This is a genomic window from Aequorivita flava, assembly GCF_038742595.1.
Taxonomy (GTDB): domain Bacteria; phylum Bacteroidota; class Bacteroidia; order Flavobacteriales; family Flavobacteriaceae; genus Aequorivita; species Aequorivita marisscotiae.
This window is the reverse complement of sequence record NZ_JBANCF010000014.1, coordinates 26,304-43,042: the sequence shown is the minus strand read 5'-3', so window position 1 is coordinate 43,042 and position 16,739 is coordinate 26,304. Positions and strand designations below refer to the sequence as shown.

Here is a 16,739-nt window from a genome sequence, read left to right as displayed (position 1 = left end):
TTAATGAAGGATTAGTTCGCTTTATTGATGTCTGGATCTGCAAGTTCAAACGGTTCATTATCATGAAGCTCACGTTCGTTATCTTCCGCTCCGTGGGTAAGGTTTTCCAATTTCTTACGTATTAACAGAACCAATAGACCAAAAACTATACAGAATATTGCAATACCTGTAAAGACAGTGTATTCTCCTAAATCGGATGCAGATTCGCCTAATAGCCCGGCCACTTTATTTCCGAAGCCAGTCATTGCAAAGTAAACTCCCATCATAAGAGAAGCGTACTTTAGAGGAGCCAATTTTGTAATATATGAAAGCGCCACTGGCGATAGGCATAATTCGCCAATAGTGTGAAATAAATACGCCAAGACCAACCAATACATTGCAGACGAACCTTCTATCTTAAATTCAGCAGCAGCGGCAGTCATAAAGAAGAATCCTGTTCCCATTATAATTAACCCAATACACATTTTAAAGAGAGACGTAGAGATTTTTCCCTTTAGTTTTCTTTTGGCCCAATATGCAGCTACAACTGTACCGAATATAATTATAAACATGGCATTTAGAGACTGAAACCAAGATGCTGGAACAGTAAAACCCATCAACATACGATCGGTTTTTTCTGAAGCGTAAATGTTCATCAAACCGCCAGCTTGTTCAAAGGCACCCCAAAATACAATTACAAGCACAAAGGAGATAAACAATACGATCATTCTATCCTTTTCAATTTTATTCAACGGTCTGGCCATTGCTGCCTTTTCTTCCGGATCTATAGATTTATTGGTGTTGTTTCCAACATATTTTAAATGTTTTTGACCAACTAAATACTGAATTAATCCCAACGCCATACCAATTGCGGCAAGACCAAAACCATAGTGCCATCCATAAACTTCACCTACATAACCAACAATTAAACTGGAAAGGAAGGCGCCAATATTTATACCGATATAGAATATGGTAAATCCCTTATCTCTTCTAATATCGCCAGGCTTATACAAACCACCAACCATAGTAGAGATATTTGGCTTAAGCATACCCACACCAGCAACGATTAGCCCTAAACCGGTATAAAAAGCCCACATATATTCAAAAGATAAAATTCCGTGACCAGCAACCAGTAAAATTCCACCTACTAGCACCGATTGTTTTTGCCCTAAGAATTTATCGGCTATCCAACCACCGGGAATAGATGCTACATATACAAACATGGTGTACCAGCCATATACTGATAATGCTTCGGCATTTGTCCAACCCAAACCTGGGTTTCCACCAGTAGATTCTGCCACTAAGTAAAGTACCAAAATAGCACGCATTCCGTAATAGGAAAAGCGTTCCCACATTTCGGTAAAAAACAAGATGTAAAGACCAACAGGATGGCCAAATAATTCCTTTTGCTTTTGATATTGTAGTGCGTCTGACATAAGATTTATTATTAGTTGTTGTTGTTTTATAAGTTTTTCTTGATGAAATCGGTCATTAATGTATAAAGATGAAGTCTGGTATTTCCGCCGTAAATACCGTGGTTTTTATCGGGGTAAATTCGCCAATCAAATTGTTTATTGGCCTGTACCAACGCTTCTATTAAACGCATGCTATTCTGCACATGTACGTTGTCATCAGCGCTTCCATGAACCAATAAAAACTCACCTTTAAGTCCGTTAACGTGCGACAATGGTGAATTTTCATCATAACCCGTGGGATTTTCCTGTGGGGTTTGCATATAGCGCTCGGTATAAATGCTGTCATAAAATCTCCAACTGGTTACTGGAGCCACCGCAATGGCCATTTCAAACGTTTCGGGTGCTTGAAACAATGCGTTTGACGACATAAACCCACCATAACTCCAACCCCAAATTCCAGTACGAGAAGCGTCTATATATGGTAACTCACTTAACTTTTTAGCAACCGTTATTTGGTCTTGGACTTCATATTTACCCAATTCCTTTTGCGTCATCTTCTTAAAATCCCTTCCTTTAAAACCTGTTCCGCGACCATCTACACAAGCCACGATTATATCTAACTCATTGGCGAGCATTTCATGCCAGTAATCATTTGTACCCATCCAACTGTTTGAAACATTTTGCGAACCGGGACCTGAATACTGATATAAAAACAATGGGTATTGTTTGGTTTCATCAAAATCTACCGGTTTAATGGTGTACATGTTTAAATCTTCGCCATTAATATGTATAGTTGAAAATTCCTTCGGTGAAATCTTAAACGCATCCAACCGATTTTTAAGGTCGTTGTTATTTTTTATTTCGCGTAGCAACTTCCCTGTTTTTGCGTCGTGCAAGGTATATACATAAGGTGTTGTGGCATTTGAAAAAGTATTTATAAAGTACGAAAAGTCTGCGCTAAAATCTGCTGCATTGGTTCCCGTCTGTTGGGTTAAACGCACTTTGTTCTTTCCGGAAGGAAGAATAGAATACACATCGCGGTTTATACTGCCATTTTCGGTACTTTGGTAATAAACGCGCCCCGTATTTTGATCAAATCCGTAATAGGCGGTAACTTCCCACGGGCCGCTGGTTACTTGGTGTAGCAATTTTCCGTTTTTGTCGTACTGATAAATATGGTTCCAGCCATCCTTTTCGCTGGTCCAGAAAAAACTGTTGTTGTTTAAAAAAGTAAGATTGTCGGTAACGTCAACGTATGCATCATCTTTTTCGGATAAGATTAATTTTGAAGTATTGTTTGAAGCATCTACAAAAACCAAGTCGATTACATTTTGATGCCTGTTGGCAAGCTGTACACTTAACAGATTATTGTCTTCGGTCCAAAGCAATCTGGGGATGTAGTAATTGTTGTAGTTTGAAAGATTTACTTCCGAAGTTTTCCCACCATTAAGATCATAAAGATGCAAGGAAACTTTAGAATTTGCCTCTCCCGCTTTTGGGTATTTAAAAGTATCTGCCGTTGGGTATAATTGATTGCCGTACAGATCCATATTAAATTGTGGCACTTCGGATTCATCAAATTTTATGTAGGCCAGTTTATCGCCACTTGTGCTCCATTCAAAAGCGCGAACAAAGGCAAATTCTTCTTCGTAAACCCAATCTGTAATTCCGTTAATGATACTATTTTTTTTACCGTCGGAAGTAATTTGCTTTGTTTCCCCGGTATTTAAATCTTTTATGTACAGATTATTTTCAAAACCGTACGCAATCTTACTGCCGTCATTACTAAAAGTAGGTTCTTGTATTTTATTGGTAGAAACTAAACTGAACTGTTTGGAGGCAACATCGTAAACGTAAAAAGTACCCCGGGACGAACGACGGTATATTTGCTGCAATTCGGTAGTGAAAAGAATTTTAGATTCATCGGCGCTAAATTCGTACGAAATAACGTAGTTAATTCCCTTTAAATCGTTTGTGTTTAAAAGTGTTCGCACCTTTTCGCCGCTTTTATACTCAAATACATCTACGGTTGACGCCTTATTTTGCCTATCGTAATTTAGTACGGCGTATTCCTTGCCGTTATTCATGGAATGCAGGGCATCTAAACCTTGGGTTCTAAATGCACCGCCCCAAATTTCTTCAAGGCTTATGTTTTTCTGTTGGGCATTAATGGTAGTAATTGCTGTTAGAAACAGCAATAAAAAAGGAAGGGATTTAAATCTTTTCAAAGTGTTAAAATTTTAATACGCCAAGTTTACTAAATTTTTGTGAAAGTGGGGGTCGTTTTTGTGTTAAATAAGCCTTTGCAGCCCTATTTAATAGTAATAACAATTTGTTGCAATAGCTTACAAATTGTACATTGTAGAATGAATTTTAAATAACTCCCTCAAGATAAAGGCCAAAAGCGTTTTTAATGAAGTTTTTAGTATAATTTCAAAATTGCAAACATCAATAAGCTTGAAGTAATAATTTTACCATAAAACATCTTCCACGGAAATTTTTGATTTCAAAAAACATTTAAAAACGTTTGTCGCACCAATCTTTGTTTAATCCTCTGCAAAATTATTTCATTCGAAGTTTTAAAAAGAAAGTTTAAACAAGCATCTCGTAAATTTAATGTGCTATTTCGTCTTAATTTAAAGGTATATTTATGTCGAGATAGTTATTAAGTTTTGTTTGGCAGCTAAGCTTTAACAACTTGGTTCAATCCCGAATTAACGGCATTGTAGTACAGCGCAGCAATCCTTCCTGCTTGGCGATTTCGGCATATGGAACTTCTTCAACAGTGAAGCCTTGTTCGCGAAGCCAAGTATTTAAACGGGTAAAGTTTTTTTCAGATATAATTACGTCGGGCGAAATAGAAAAAACATTGCTATTCATATTATACATTTCGTCTTTTGTAATATGGAAACAATTGTCTTTCCCAAAGAAATCCACCAACCATTCGTACTCTTCTTCAATCAAGAAACCTTCTTTATGAATAATTGCTTTTCCCTTGCCCAAAGGCTGAAAGCAGCAATCTAAATGCAAAGCGTTTTCATTGGCAACTGTATTGCTCTTTTTTAAGTTGAAGGATTTTACTTTTTTATACGGGAACAGTTTTTGAAGATGTTTTACAGCCTTCATATTTGTTCGAGCTGTAATAAAATTTTCATAATCGTCGCCGTAGTAAGTACCCACAAAAATATATTCGCCCCAGGGCATCACATCACCACCTTCAATATGGGCGTTTTCCGGAAATTCTATAACTTTTGAAGGATCTATTTGATTAATTACGTGCTCAATGGCCTCAATTTCTTTTGAACGATCGTCGAGTATGTTGGCAATTATAAATTTGTCTTCAATAACAAAAGCGATGTCTCGCGAAAAAATCTGGTTGTAATCTTTTATGGAATGGGGTCTGTAAACCTTTACGTTGTACTTGCTAAAAACTTCGGCCACAGCGTCTATTTCCTTCACCATATCTTCATCTTTGGGGTAGGTCCCCGCTTTAATGTGTTCGGCAGATTTTGGGTCGTATGCATCTTCCAATTTTGGCACGGGGCCATTGCTATCTGCGCGGCCCAATATTACGGCGCGCAATCTAGAAATTTCGTCTGTAACGTTCAGTTTAATCATACGGCAAATATAAAAAAAGCACCTCGATACCGAAGTGCTTTTTTGCGTATTAAAAATTTAGTATTATCTTTTTTCTACTGGCACAAATTCACGATGCGTTTTCCCAACGTAGATCTGTCTTGGACGGCCTATTGGTTCTTTGTTTAGGCGCATTTCCCTCCATTGTGCAATCCAACCCGGCAAACGCCCAAGAGCAAACATTGGGGTAAACATTTCAACGGGAATGCCTAGAGCTCTATAAATTATCCCAGAGTAGAAATCTACATTCGGGTACAATTTTCTTTCTACGAAGTACGGATCTTCCAAAGCTTCCTTTTCAAGTGCTTTAGCAATATCTAATATTTCATCGTCTATGCCCAAATCGTCTAAAACAGCATCTGCCGCTTTCTTAATAATTTTTGCACGTGGATCAAAATTCTTGTAAACTCGGTGTCCGAAGCCCATTAAACGGAACGGATCGTTTTTATCTTTGGCTTTTGCCATAAATTTTTTGGTATCGCCACCATCTTCTTTAATTGCTTCCAGCATTTCAATTACCGCTTGGTTAGCACCTCCGTGAAGTGGCCCCCATAAAGCGGCAATTCCAGCCGAAATAGAAATAAACAAGCCTGCGTGCGAAGATCCTACAATACGCACCGTAGAGGTAGAGCAATTTTGTTCGTGATCTGCGTGAAGGATTAACAACTTGTCTAATGCCTCCAAAATAATATCGTTTGTGGCGTAATCGGCACTAGGTTTTTTGAACATCATTTTAATAAAGTTGTCTACATATCCTAGAGAATCGCCACCGTAGTCTAGCGGAAGCCCCATACGCTTTCTATAAGTCCAAGCCGTTAAAACAGGAAATTTCCCCAGAATCTTTACAATGGCCTTATACATATCTTCTTCGCTATCTACGTTTACCGAAGATGGGTTAAACGCCACCAAAGCCGAAGTTAAGGAAGACAAAACCCCCATCGGGTGGGCAGATTTCGGAAATCCGTCTAATATTTTTTTCACATCCTCATCTACGTGGGATTGTGCTTTTATATCTGCGTGAAATTTATTTAGTTGTGGGGTGGTAGGTAATTCCCCAAAGATAAGAAGATAGCATACTTCTAAAAAGTGGGCTTTCTCGGCCAGTTCCTCAATAGAGTAACCACGATATCGCAGCACTCCTTTTTCACCATCCAAAAAAGTGATTGCACTTTCGCAAGCGCCCGTATTTTTATAACCTGGGTCAAGGGTAACAACACCTCCGGTGTCTGCTCGAAGACTTTTAACATCAATTCCTAATTCATTCTCAGTTCCCTCTACGATGGGGAAATCATATTTTTTACCTTCAATCTCGAGGGTCGCCATCTTTGCCATAAAATATAGTGTGTTTTTTAATTATTCAGAATCGCTAAATTACAAAATCTAAAGCAAATTTTTTAACAATTGCACGTAATCTTAGGTTAAAAAAACCTTAAATAAAATGAGGTGAAATATTATACAAAACAAAAAAAACCTCGCGAATAGCAAGGTTTTACAAAGAATTAACTCCTTCTTATATTTTAAAGGCCTTTTCCTGCGGAAAATAAGCCACATCGCCCAATTGCTCTTCAATTCGAAGCAATTGATTGTATTTGGCCATTCTATCACTTCGCGAAGCGGAACCTGTTTTAATTTGACCACAATTTAAGGCCACGGCCAAATCTGCAATTGTGTTGTCTTCGGTTTCCCCACTTCGGTGACTCATTACTGAAGTATAACCAGCATTGTGCGCCATATTTACAGCTGCAATGGTTTCGGTAAGCGTACCAATTTGGTTTACTTTTATTAAAATTGAATTGGCTATCTTTTCAGATATACCCTTCGAAAGTCTTTCAACATTGGTAACAAATAAGTCGTCTCCCACCAATTGTACTTTATGGCCCACTTTTTCGGTTAAGTATTTCCAACCGTCCCAATCATTTTCGTCCATCCCATCTTCAATTGAAATTATTGGATATTTGTCGCATAATTGCGCTAAGTAATCCGCCTGTTCTTTTGACGTTCGCACCTTACCTTTTTCCCCTTCAAATTTTGTGTAATCGTATTTATTATTCACATAAAATTCGGCAGCGGCGCAATCTAAAGCAATCATAACATCATCGCCTAATTTATAACCCGCATTTTGAGTAGCTTTTGCAATGGTGTCTAAGGCATCTTCTGTTCCGTTTAGCGTTGGAGCAAACCCTCCTTCGTCGCCTACGGCCGTACTCAACCCACGATCGTGCAATACTTTTTTCAGATTGTGAAATATCTCAGATCCCATTTGCATGGCATGTGTAAAACTTTTCGCCTTAATTGGCATGACCATAAATTCCTGAAAAGCAATAGGGGCGTCGCTATGCGAGCCTCCGTTAATAATATTCATCATGGGCACAGGGAGTGTTTTGGCACTTACCCCGCCCACATAACGGTACAGAGGCATGCCTAGTTCGGCTGCAGCAGCTTTGGCACATGCTAATGAAACGCCCAAAATGGCATTGGCTCCGAGTTGCGATTTATTGGGTGTACCGTCTAACTCTATCATAGTTTTGTCTATGAGCTCCTGTTCAAAAACTGAAATCCCCAAGAGTGTCCCAGCTATTTTACCCTGTACATTTTCAACAGCTTTTAAAACCCCTTTTCCCATATATGCTTTGTCGCCGTCGCGAAGCTCCACAGCTTCGTGCTCGCCTGTTGAAGCTCCCGACGGAACGGCGGCGCGGCCCATAAATCCGTTTTCGGTGATTACGTCTACTTCTACGGTTGGATTTCCTCTTGAATCAAAAATTTGTCTGGCGTTGATGTCTATTATGATGCTCATTGGAATTATTAGTTAGTGATATTTGTTAATTGAAAGACCCCAAAAGTTTTAAAAACCTTCGGGGTCTATTGATTTTATACGGTTTGTAATTTATATTTTTCAATACTTTCGATAAACTGATCAAAAAGATACGAAGCATCGTGCGGTCCGGGACTTGCTTCGGGGTGATATTGTACCGAAAAGGCAGGTTTATTTTTTAAACGAATTCCTGCCGCAGTATGATCGTTAAGATGTTCGTGCGTAATTTCGATATTTGAATTGGCTTCCGCTTCTTCTCTATTTATAGCAAAACCGTGATTTTGCGAGGTAATTTCACCTTTACCGGTGATTAAATTCATAACAGGATGGTTTATACCGCGATGCCCATTGTGCATTTTATAGGTTGAAACGCCATTGGCCAAAGCCAGCATTTGGTGCCCCAAACAAATACCGAACATAGGTAATTCCTTTTCCAAAATAGTTTTTACAACTTCTATAGCGCTATGGAGTGGCTGCGGATCTCCAGGCCCGTTAGATATAAAATATCCATCGGGACTAAATGCTTCCATTTCAGCAAAACTGGCGTTGTAAGGAAACACTTTAATGTAGCAATCGCGCTCTGCAAGTCTGCGAAGGATGTTTTTCTTTATACCTAAATCTAAAGCCGAGATTTTGTATTTGGCGTTTTCGTCTCCGTATAAATACGGCTCCTTTGTAGAAACTTTTGAAGCGAGCTCCAAACCATCCATATCTGGCACGGCGGCAAGCTGCTTTTTAAGGTCTTCAATATTATCTACATCGGTAGAAATTACTGCGTTCATTGCTCCGTTATCGCGAATGTAACTTACCAAAGCGCGTGTATCTACGTCGCTAATGGCGAGCAGGTTATTAGTGTTTAAAAATTCTTCTAATGAATCGTCTGCTGCGGGACGGGAATAATGGTAGCTGAAATTGCGTACCACCAAACCTGCAATTTTAATTCCTTCAGATTCTACTTCATCTCTATTAACTCCGTAATTTCCGATGTGTGCGTTTGTGGCAACCATAATCTGTCCAAAATAGGAAGGATCGGTAAAAATTTCCTGATAACCGGTCATTCCTGTATTGAAGCAAACTTCACCAAAGGCAGTGCCTTCTTTGTTTCCAACCGCTTTTCCGTAGAAAATGGTTCCGTCTGCTAATAAAATAAGGGCTTTTTTTCGTGTTTGGTATTTCATCGTTAAAAGAGGTCTCGACTGCGCTCGATCAGACATCGAAATGTCTTGACAGTCAAATTATTTTTTCAAAATTCTTTGCAAAAGTAATACAAAAAAAGGGATAAACGAAAACGCTTATCCCTTTGTGATTTAATGAATTTAAATTCATTTATTCTTCTTCATTTTTAGCTTCTTTCTCGGCTTTTGCAGGAGCGGCTTTCGCAGCAGGAGCAGCAGCTGAAGAACCGCTTCCACGACGACTTCTACGTGTAGTTTTTTTCTTGGTTGCTTTGCCAGCATTGTAAAGTTCGTTAAAATCAACAAGCTCTATCATTGCCATATCTGCGTTATCACCTAGACGATTTCCCAATTTAATAATACGGGTGTACCCTCCTGGACGATCGCCAACTTTTGGTGCAACAGTTCTAAAAAGTTCGGCTACTGCATCTTTTTGACGCAATTTTGCAAAAACCAATCGACGGTTGTGAGTAGTATCTTCCTTAGACTTAGTTACCAATGGCTCAACAAATTGTTTTAACGCTTTTGCTTTTGCAACCGTTGTGTTGATTCTTTTGTGTTCTATTAAAGAACTCGCCATGTTAGCCAACATTGAGTGTCTATGGGCAGTTTTTCTACTTAATTGATTTATTTTTTTTCCGTGTCTCATGACATTTTTGTTTTCATCATCTTGCTACAAAATCCGTTCTTCGGAGAGCAAATTATGATGGGTTAATTTATTAACGATTGTTGATTTATGATTGTTGATTTCAGATTTACAACTTCAAAAATCTGAAATCATAAATCGGAAATCGTTAATCAACTAGTCTTTATCTAATTTATACTTTGCAAGATCCATCCCGAAGTTTAGGCCTTTTACGTTTACAAGCTCTTCTAGCTCTGTAAGCGATTTTTTACCGAAGTTACGGAACTTCATCAAGTCGTTTTTGTTATATGATACCAAGTCGCCCAAAGTATCAACCTCTGCCGCTTTTAAACAGTTTAGCGCACGAACCGAAAGATCCATATCTACTAGTTTTGTTTTAAGCAACTGACGCATGTGAAGGGATTCTTCATCATAGGTCTCGGTTTGTGCAATCTCATCCGCCTCCAAGGTAATGCGCTCATCGCTGAACAGCATAAAGTGGTGGATTAAGGTTTTTGCAGCTTCGGTTAAAGCATCTTTTGGATGAATAGATCCGTCGGTAACAATTTCGAAAACTAATTTTTCGTAATCTGTTTTCTGCTCTACACGGAAGTTTTCAATACTGTACTTCACATTTTTAATTGGAGTGTAGATAGAATCTGTAAAGATGGTTCCCAAAGGAGCGTTTGCTTTTTTGTTCTCTTCTGCAGGAACGTAACCGCGACCTTTTTCGATAGTGATTTCCATATTAAGGTTCACTTTCTTATCCATATTACAAATAACCAATTCTGGGTTCAATACTTGGAAACCTGAAATGAATTTTTGGAAATCGCCTGCTTTTAACTGTTCGTTTCCAGATACCGAAATAGTAACGGTTTCGTTATCTACTTCGTCTATTTGTCTTTTAAAACGAACTTGTTTAAGGTTCAAAATAATTTCGGTAACGTCTTCCACTACACCAGCGATGGTAGAAAATTCGTGATCCACGCCTTCCATGCGAACTGAAGTAATGGCGAATCCTTCCAAAGAGGAAAGTAATACGCGTCTTAATGCGTTACCAATGGTAAGTCCGTACCCCGGTTCTAAGGGACGAAATTCAAATTTCCCTTCAAAATCGGTAGAATTTACCATTATAACTTTATCAGGCTTCTGAAAACTAAATACTGCCATAATTGACTTGCTGTTTTTATTATTTAGAATATAATTCGACGATCAACTGCTCGTTGATGTTTTCTGGAATTTGGATACGTTCTGGAATAGAAACAAATGTTCCTTCCTTCTTTTCACCATTCCAACTAATCCACTCGTAAACGTGACTTGCATTGGCCAAAGAATCGTTAATCGCTACAAGCGACTTAGATTTTTCTCTAACGCCTACAACATCTCCAGGTTTAAGCTGGTACGATGGAATGTTTACTTTTTCACCATTAACGGTGATATGACGGTGAGAAACTAGTTGTCTGGCACCTGAGCGACTAGGAGATATTCCCATTCTGTACACTACGTTATCCAAGCGAGACTCACACAATTGTAGCAATACAGTACCGGTAATTCCTGGCGCTGCTGTTGCTTTTTTAAACATATTTCTGAACTGGCGCTCTAAAATACCATACGTGTATTTTGTTTTTTGCTTTTCAGCAAGTTGGATTGCGTATTCAGATTTTTTCCCACGGCGACGGGTGTTACCGTGTTGCCCTGGAGGATAATTTCTTTTTTCGAAAGATTTGTCATCTCCGAAAATTGCTTCCCCGAATTTACGGGCTATTTTAGTTTTTGGACCAGTATATCTTGCCATTTCTAATTTAAGGTTATGAAGGAAAACTAAATTAAGGTCATTTTGTTGAGACAGGATATATCCTGTCTTTACTATCCTTTAGTTTTTGATTTCTTCAGATTGATACTTGTTATTAATTATTGTCTATTATTATTTTTTATTTCTTAGCTACTAATACCTTAGGTAGTAATAAGCAATAGAAAATAAAAAATAATTATACTCTTCTTCTTTTTGGTGGACGGCATCCGTTGTGTGGCATTGGCGTAACATCGATAATTTCGGTTACTTCAATTCCGGCATTGTGGATGGAACGTATTGCAGATTCTCTACCGTTTCCTGGGCCTTTTACATAAACTTTTACTTTACGTAAACCAGCGTCGTGTGCAACTTTTGCGCAATCTTCTGATGCTAATTGAGCTGCATACGGTGTGTTTTTCTTAGATCCACGGAAACCCATTTTACCGGCTGAGGACCAAGCGATAACATCGCCGTTTTTATTTGTTAACGACACAATAATGTTGTTGAAGGAAGCGGTAATGTGCGCTTCACCAACAGATTCAACATTAACTTTGCGTTTTTTAACTGCTTTTGTAGTTTTAGACGTTGTCTTTGCCATAACTCTAGGTTTTATTTAGTTGCTTTTTTCTTGTTAGCAACAGTTTTACGTTTTCCTTTTCTAGTACGAGAGTTATTCTTAGTACGTTGTCCTCTTAGCGGAAGACCCGATCTGTGACGAATACCTCTGTAACAACCAATATCCATTAAGCGTTTAATGCTTAATTGAACTTCACTACGTAATTCACCTTCAATTTTAAAAGAGCTTACAGCGTCACGAATAGCACCGATTTCATCATCGTTCCATTCGCTTACTTTTTTGTCTTCGTCAACTCCGGCTTTGTTCAGAATATCTTGGGCACGGCTCTTACCGATTCCGAAGATATACGTTAACGCGATTACACCCCTTTTGTGCTTCGGGATATCTACACCTGCGATTCTTGCCATAACTTATCCTTGTCTTTGTTTGAACTTTGGGTTCTTTTTGTTAATTACATATAATCTGCCTTTTCTGCGAACAATCTTGCAGTCGGCACTTCTTTTTTTTACGGATGCTCTAACTTTCATCTGTTTTCGTTTTTATAGTTCAATGAACCGTGAGGTCCGTTGTATTAGTATCTGTATGTTATTCTTGCTTTCGTCAAGTCGTACGGACTCATTTCTAGCTTTACTTTATCTCCTGGCAACAACTTAATGTAGTGCATTCGCATTTTACCAGAAATGTGTGCGGTTACAATGTGACCGTTTTCCAGTTCTACACGGAACATTGCGTTTGATAGTGCTTCCACTATGCTACCATCTTGTTCAATTGCGCTTTGTTTTGCCATAATTATGCTACTGCTTTTCTGTTTTTGCCGCTTTTCATTAAGCCATCGTAATGACGGTTTAATAAATACGAATTTACTTGTTGCATTGTATCGATAGCTACCCCTACCATAATAAGTAGTGAAGTACCACCGTAGAATAATGCCCATCCCTGCTGAATACCCATTAACTTAACAACGAAGGCAGGAAATATTGCGATCAGTGCTAAGAAAATAGAACCTGGAAGGGTTATTTGGGACATAATTCGGTCTAAATATTCAGCGGTTTGCGAACCTGGTTTTATACCCGGAATAAACCCACCACTACGTTTAAGATCGTCTGCCATTTTATTGGTTGGTACCGTAATAGCAGTATAAAAATATGTGAATATTATAATCAATATTGCAAATACCAAGTTGTACCAAAATCCGAAGATATCGCTAAAAGTAGCTTGAATGCTTTGTGATAAATCACTATCGTTTAAACTAGCTACTGCCGACGGAACAAACATAATTGCTTGCGCAAAGATAATTGGCATTACCCCAGAAGCGTTTAGCTTTAACGGAATAAACTGTCGTGCTCCAAAGATGTTTTTTTCAAAACCACCGGTTGCTGTTCTTCTTGCGTACTGCACCGGAATCTTTCTTACCGCCATTACCAACATAATTGATAATAGGATAATAACGAACCAGATAACCAACTCAATAAGAATCATAATTAAACCACCGTTTGATTCCATTACTCTCGAAACAAATTCCTGAGCGAATGACTGAGGTAAGTTTGCAATAATACCAACCATAATTAATATGGAGATACCATTACCAATACCTTTATCGGTAATTTTTTCACCTAGCCACATTGCAAATATTGTTCCAGTAACAAGTATTATAACTGAAGAAACATAGAACATTAAGCTTTGGCCCATAACAAAAGCTTCGGCTGGCACTCCCATTGCCGGAAGACCTGCAAGGTAACTTGGCGCTTGTACCAAACAGATACCGATGGTTAACCAACGCGTAATCTGATTGATTTTTTTACGACCACTCTCACCTTCTTTCTGTAGTTTTTGCAGGTATGGTACAGCAATTTGCATTAACTGTACTACAATAGATGCAGAAATATATGGCATAATACCCAATGCAAAAACAGAAGCGTTGGCAAAAGCCCCTCCTGTAAATGCGTTCAGTAAACTACCAATTCCGCCTCCATCAAATTTACCGGCAAATTGCGCTAGCATATCTGCATCGATCCCTGGAAGAACTACCTGGGCACCAAAACGATATACCAAGAGCATTCCTAGGGTAAGAAGAATACGGTTACGCAATTCTTCTATTTTCCAAACATTTTTTAAGGTTTCAATAAATTTCATCCTTAGCTGTTGTTACAATGTTACTACTTCACCTCCGGCAGCTTCAATAGCTTGTTTTGCCGAGGCAGTAAACTTGTGTGCAGATACTTTTAGTTTTGCTTTTAATTCTCCTCTACCTAAAATCTTTACCATTTCGTTCTTTCCAGCAAGACCTAAACCAAATAAGGTTTCAAAGTCAACGGCATCTTTTATTTTCTTGTCGTCAACCAATTGTTGTAGGGTATCTATGTTAATACCTTTGTACTCTTTACGGTTGATGTTTGTAAATCCAAACTTAGGAACACGACGTTGTAAGGGCATTTGTCCACCTTCAAATCCAATTTTCTTTGAATAACCTGAACGTGATTTTGCTCCTTTATGTCCGCGGGTGGCAGTACCACCTTTACCGGAACCTTGTCCGCGACCTACTCGCTTGCCTTGATTTTTCACCGATCCCTCGGCGGGTTGTAAGTTACTTAAATCCATTTTTCGTGTTTCCTTATTTAGTTTCTACTGAAACTAAGTGATTAACTTTATTGATCATACCAAGAATGCTTGGCGTATCGTCGTGCTCTACGGTCTGTCCCATTTTGTGTAGGCCCAGTGCTTCCATAGTTTGCTTTTGGTCTTTCGGGCGTTTTATAACGCTTCTTACCTTTGTTACTTTAATTTTTGCCATCGCTCTGATATTTATCCTTTAAATACTTTTTCAAGTGAAATTCCTCTTTGATCAGCAATAGTTTGCGCGCTTCGCATTTGCAATAGGGCATCAAAAGTTGCTTTTACCACGTTGTGTGGATTGGAAGATCCTTGAGATTTTGATAATACATCGTGAACACCTACTGCTTCCAAAACGGCACGTACTGCACCACCAGCAATTACTCCGGTACCAGGCGCGGCTGGAAGAAGGTTTACACGGGCTCCGCCGTATTTTCCTTTTTGTTCATGTGGAAGCGTTACCTTGTTAAGAGGAATGCGAACTAAGTTTTTCTTAGCATCTTCAATAGCTTTTGCTATTGCGCTAGCTACATCCTTAGATTTCCCAAGTCCGTGGCCTACCACACCTTTTTCGTCCCCAACAACTACAATAGCTGAAAATCCGAAGGCACGACCACCTTTGGTCACCTTGGTTACACGTTGTACACCTACCAAACGGTCTTTTAATTCAAGCCCTCCTGGTTTTACTAATTCTACGTTTTTATAATCTTGATACATAATGCTACTTAGAATTTAAGGCCACCTTCGCGTGCACCTTCAGCTAATGATTTTACTCTTCCGTGGTATAGGTAACCGCCTCTGTCAAAAGCGATGGTTTCTACACCGGCTTTAACAGCTTTTTCTGCGATTGCTTTTCCTACCATTTTTGCAGCTTCAACTTTATTTACTTTTGAAGCGTCAATATCTTTATCTCTAGAAGATGCAGCGATAATGGTTTTTCCATTTACATCGTCTATAATCTGAGCGTATATTTCTTTGTTGCTACGGAATACAGCTAAACGTGGGCGACTTTCGGTACCCTCAACCGTTTTTCTGATTCGCATGCGCAAGCGCTCTCTTCTTTCGTATTTTGATAATGCCATAACTCTATTTGTTATGCAGATTTACCTGCTTTTCTTCTTAATTGTTCACCTACAAACTTAATACCTTTTCCTTTGTATGGTTCTGGTTTACGGAAAGAACGAATTTTTGCCGCAACTTGCCCTACTAATTGTTTGTCGTGCGAAGTTAATTTTACGATAGGGTTTTTACCCTTATCAGATACGGTTTCCACTTTTACTTCTGGCGCAATGTCCAAAACAATATTGTGCGAAAAACCTAAAGCCAAATCTAATTTTTGTCCTTGGTTGCTAGCGCGGTAACCCACACCTACCAATTCTAATTGTTTGGTCCATCCGTTATTTACTCCTTCGATCATGTTATTGATCAGCGCTCTGTATAGACCGTGCTTTGCAGTGTGGTCTTTAGAATCTGAAGGGCGTTCCACCAATACGTTTCCGTCTTCTACTTTTACGGTTAGATCAGAATCAAATTCTTGAGATAACTCGCCTAATTTTCCTTTTACGGTAATTACGTTGTCTTTTACATCAACTGTAACTCCTTGTGGGATTGATACCGGGTTTTTACCTATTCTTGACATTTCTTTGTCTATTTTTTAGTAAACGTAACACAATACTTCACCACCTATGTTTTGTGCTTTTGCTTGTTTGCCTGTCATAACTCCAGATGAAGTTGAAACGATGGCAATACCAAGACCATTAAGCACACGAGGAAGCTCTGTTGAACCTGCGTATTTACGTAAACCGGGTTTACTTATTCTTTGAATTTTCTTGATTACCGACTCCTTAGAAAGTTTGTCGTACTTTAAGGCTATCTTGATGATACCTTGTGGGGTACTTTCGTCATCAAATTTATAGCTTAAAATGTAACCTTGATCGAAAAGGATTTTTGTAATCTCCTTTTTAAGATTAGACGCTGGAATCTCTACTACGCGATGCCCAGCTTTTGCAGCATTTCTAACACGCGTTAGATAATCTGAAATTGGATCTATATTCATTTATTTGAATTTGCGGATGTGGTTTTCCTTTCAGAACCTTCAACCAGTTAATTTTTGTT

General features: G+C 38.7%; 20 protein-coding genes. All 20 read right to left on the bottom strand.

Annotation, left to right across the window (positions count from 1 at the left end):
• Positions 1-11 precede the first annotated feature (11 nt).
• The 20 genes from VZD24_RS13550 to rpsH all read right to left on the bottom strand — a co-directional run bounded on the left by VZD24_RS13550 (position 12) and on the right by rpsH (position 16,680).
• Positions 12-1,415, bottom strand: a complete 1,404-nt coding sequence (locus VZD24_RS13550; RefSeq protein WP_279448855.1) for a peptide MFS transporter — start codon at positions 1,413-1,415, stop codon at positions 12-14.
• Between the two features lie 26 nt (positions 1,416-1,441).
• Positions 1,442-3,622 (bottom strand): S9 family peptidase, encoded by a 2,181-nt coding sequence (locus VZD24_RS13545; protein ID WP_342687225.1) that lies wholly within the window; start codon positions 3,620-3,622, stop codon positions 1,442-1,444.
• Between the two features lie 475 nt (positions 3,623-4,097).
• Entirely contained in the window at positions 4,098-5,012 is a 915-nt protein-coding gene (locus VZD24_RS13540; RefSeq protein WP_279448857.1) for a dimethylarginine dimethylaminohydrolase family protein, read from the bottom strand.
• 63 nt (positions 5,013-5,075) lie between these two features.
• On the bottom strand, positions 5,076-6,362 hold the full coding sequence (locus VZD24_RS13535) for a citrate synthase (protein WP_279448858.1): 1,287 nt from the start codon (positions 6,360-6,362) through the stop codon (positions 5,076-5,078).
• Positions 6,363-6,540: 178 nt separating this feature from the next.
• A complete protein-coding gene (gene eno, locus VZD24_RS13530; RefSeq protein WP_279448859.1) occupies positions 6,541-7,827 on the bottom strand; it encodes a phosphopyruvate hydratase in 1,287 nt (428 codons plus the stop codon).
• A gap of 74 nt (positions 7,828-7,901) precedes the next feature.
• The gene (gene carA, locus VZD24_RS13525) at positions 7,902-9,023 is read right to left on the bottom strand and encodes a glutamine-hydrolyzing carbamoyl-phosphate synthase small subunit (RefSeq protein WP_342687224.1); all 1,122 of its coding nucleotides are present in this window, start codon (positions 9,021-9,023) and stop codon (positions 7,902-7,904) included.
• A gap of 148 nt (positions 9,024-9,171) precedes the next feature.
• Entirely contained in the window at positions 9,172-9,669 is a 498-nt protein-coding gene (gene rplQ / locus VZD24_RS13520; RefSeq protein ID WP_342687223.1) for a 50S ribosomal protein L17, read from the bottom strand.
• A gap of 153 nt (positions 9,670-9,822) precedes the next feature.
• On the bottom strand, positions 9,823-10,815 hold the full coding sequence (locus tag VZD24_RS13515; RefSeq protein ID WP_279448862.1) for a DNA-directed RNA polymerase subunit alpha: 993 nt from the start codon (positions 10,813-10,815) through the stop codon (positions 9,823-9,825).
• 19 nt (positions 10,816-10,834) lie between these two features.
• Positions 10,835-11,440, bottom strand: a complete 606-nt coding sequence (gene rpsD / locus VZD24_RS13510) for a 30S ribosomal protein S4 (protein ID WP_279448863.1) — start codon at positions 11,438-11,440, stop codon at positions 10,835-10,837.
• 193 nt (positions 11,441-11,633) lie between these two features.
• Entirely contained in the window at positions 11,634-12,035 is a 402-nt protein-coding gene (gene rpsK / locus VZD24_RS13505; protein ID WP_279448864.1) for a 30S ribosomal protein S11, read from the bottom strand.
• A gap of 11 nt (positions 12,036-12,046) precedes the next feature.
• Positions 12,047-12,421: a 30S ribosomal protein S13 gene (gene rpsM / locus VZD24_RS13500; protein WP_045079257.1), complete on the bottom strand. Its 375-nt coding sequence runs from the start codon at positions 12,419-12,421 to the stop codon at positions 12,047-12,049.
• A gap of 3 nt (positions 12,422-12,424) precedes the next feature.
• Complete coding sequence (gene ykgO / locus VZD24_RS13495; RefSeq protein WP_009779203.1) at positions 12,425-12,541, bottom strand: type B 50S ribosomal protein L36; 117 nt, start codon at positions 12,539-12,541, stop codon at positions 12,425-12,427.
• A 44-nt stretch (positions 12,542-12,585) separates the two neighbouring features.
• Entirely contained in the window at positions 12,586-12,801 is a 216-nt protein-coding gene (gene infA / locus VZD24_RS13490; protein ID WP_026452613.1) for a translation initiation factor IF-1, read from the bottom strand.
• Between the two features lie 2 nt (positions 12,802-12,803).
• Positions 12,804-14,147 (bottom strand): preprotein translocase subunit SecY, encoded by a 1,344-nt coding sequence (gene secY, locus VZD24_RS13485; protein WP_279448865.1) that lies wholly within the window; start codon positions 14,145-14,147, stop codon positions 12,804-12,806.
• Positions 14,148-14,159: 12 nt separating this feature from the next.
• A complete protein-coding gene (gene rplO / locus VZD24_RS13480) occupies positions 14,160-14,612 on the bottom strand; it encodes a 50S ribosomal protein L15 (protein ID WP_279448866.1) in 453 nt (150 codons plus the stop codon).
• Positions 14,613-14,625: 13 nt separating this feature from the next.
• Positions 14,626-14,805: a 50S ribosomal protein L30 gene (gene rpmD / locus VZD24_RS13475; protein ID WP_279448868.1), complete on the bottom strand. Its 180-nt coding sequence runs from the start codon at positions 14,803-14,805 to the stop codon at positions 14,626-14,628.
• Positions 14,806-14,816: 11 nt separating this feature from the next.
• On the bottom strand, positions 14,817-15,341 hold the full coding sequence (gene rpsE, locus VZD24_RS13470) for a 30S ribosomal protein S5 (protein ID WP_237602245.1): 525 nt from the start codon (positions 15,339-15,341) through the stop codon (positions 14,817-14,819).
• 8 nt (positions 15,342-15,349) lie between these two features.
• A complete protein-coding gene (gene rplR / locus VZD24_RS13465) occupies positions 15,350-15,706 on the bottom strand; it encodes a 50S ribosomal protein L18 (protein WP_279448869.1) in 357 nt (118 codons plus the stop codon).
• Positions 15,707-15,717: 11 nt separating this feature from the next.
• Complete coding sequence (rplF, locus tag VZD24_RS13460) at positions 15,718-16,263, bottom strand: 50S ribosomal protein L6 (RefSeq protein WP_279448870.1); 546 nt, start codon at positions 16,261-16,263, stop codon at positions 15,718-15,720.
• A gap of 15 nt (positions 16,264-16,278) precedes the next feature.
• Positions 16,279-16,680 (bottom strand): 30S ribosomal protein S8, encoded by a 402-nt coding sequence (gene rpsH / locus VZD24_RS13455; protein WP_279448871.1) that lies wholly within the window; start codon positions 16,678-16,680, stop codon positions 16,279-16,281.
• Between the last annotated feature and the right edge of the window lie 59 nt (positions 16,681-16,739).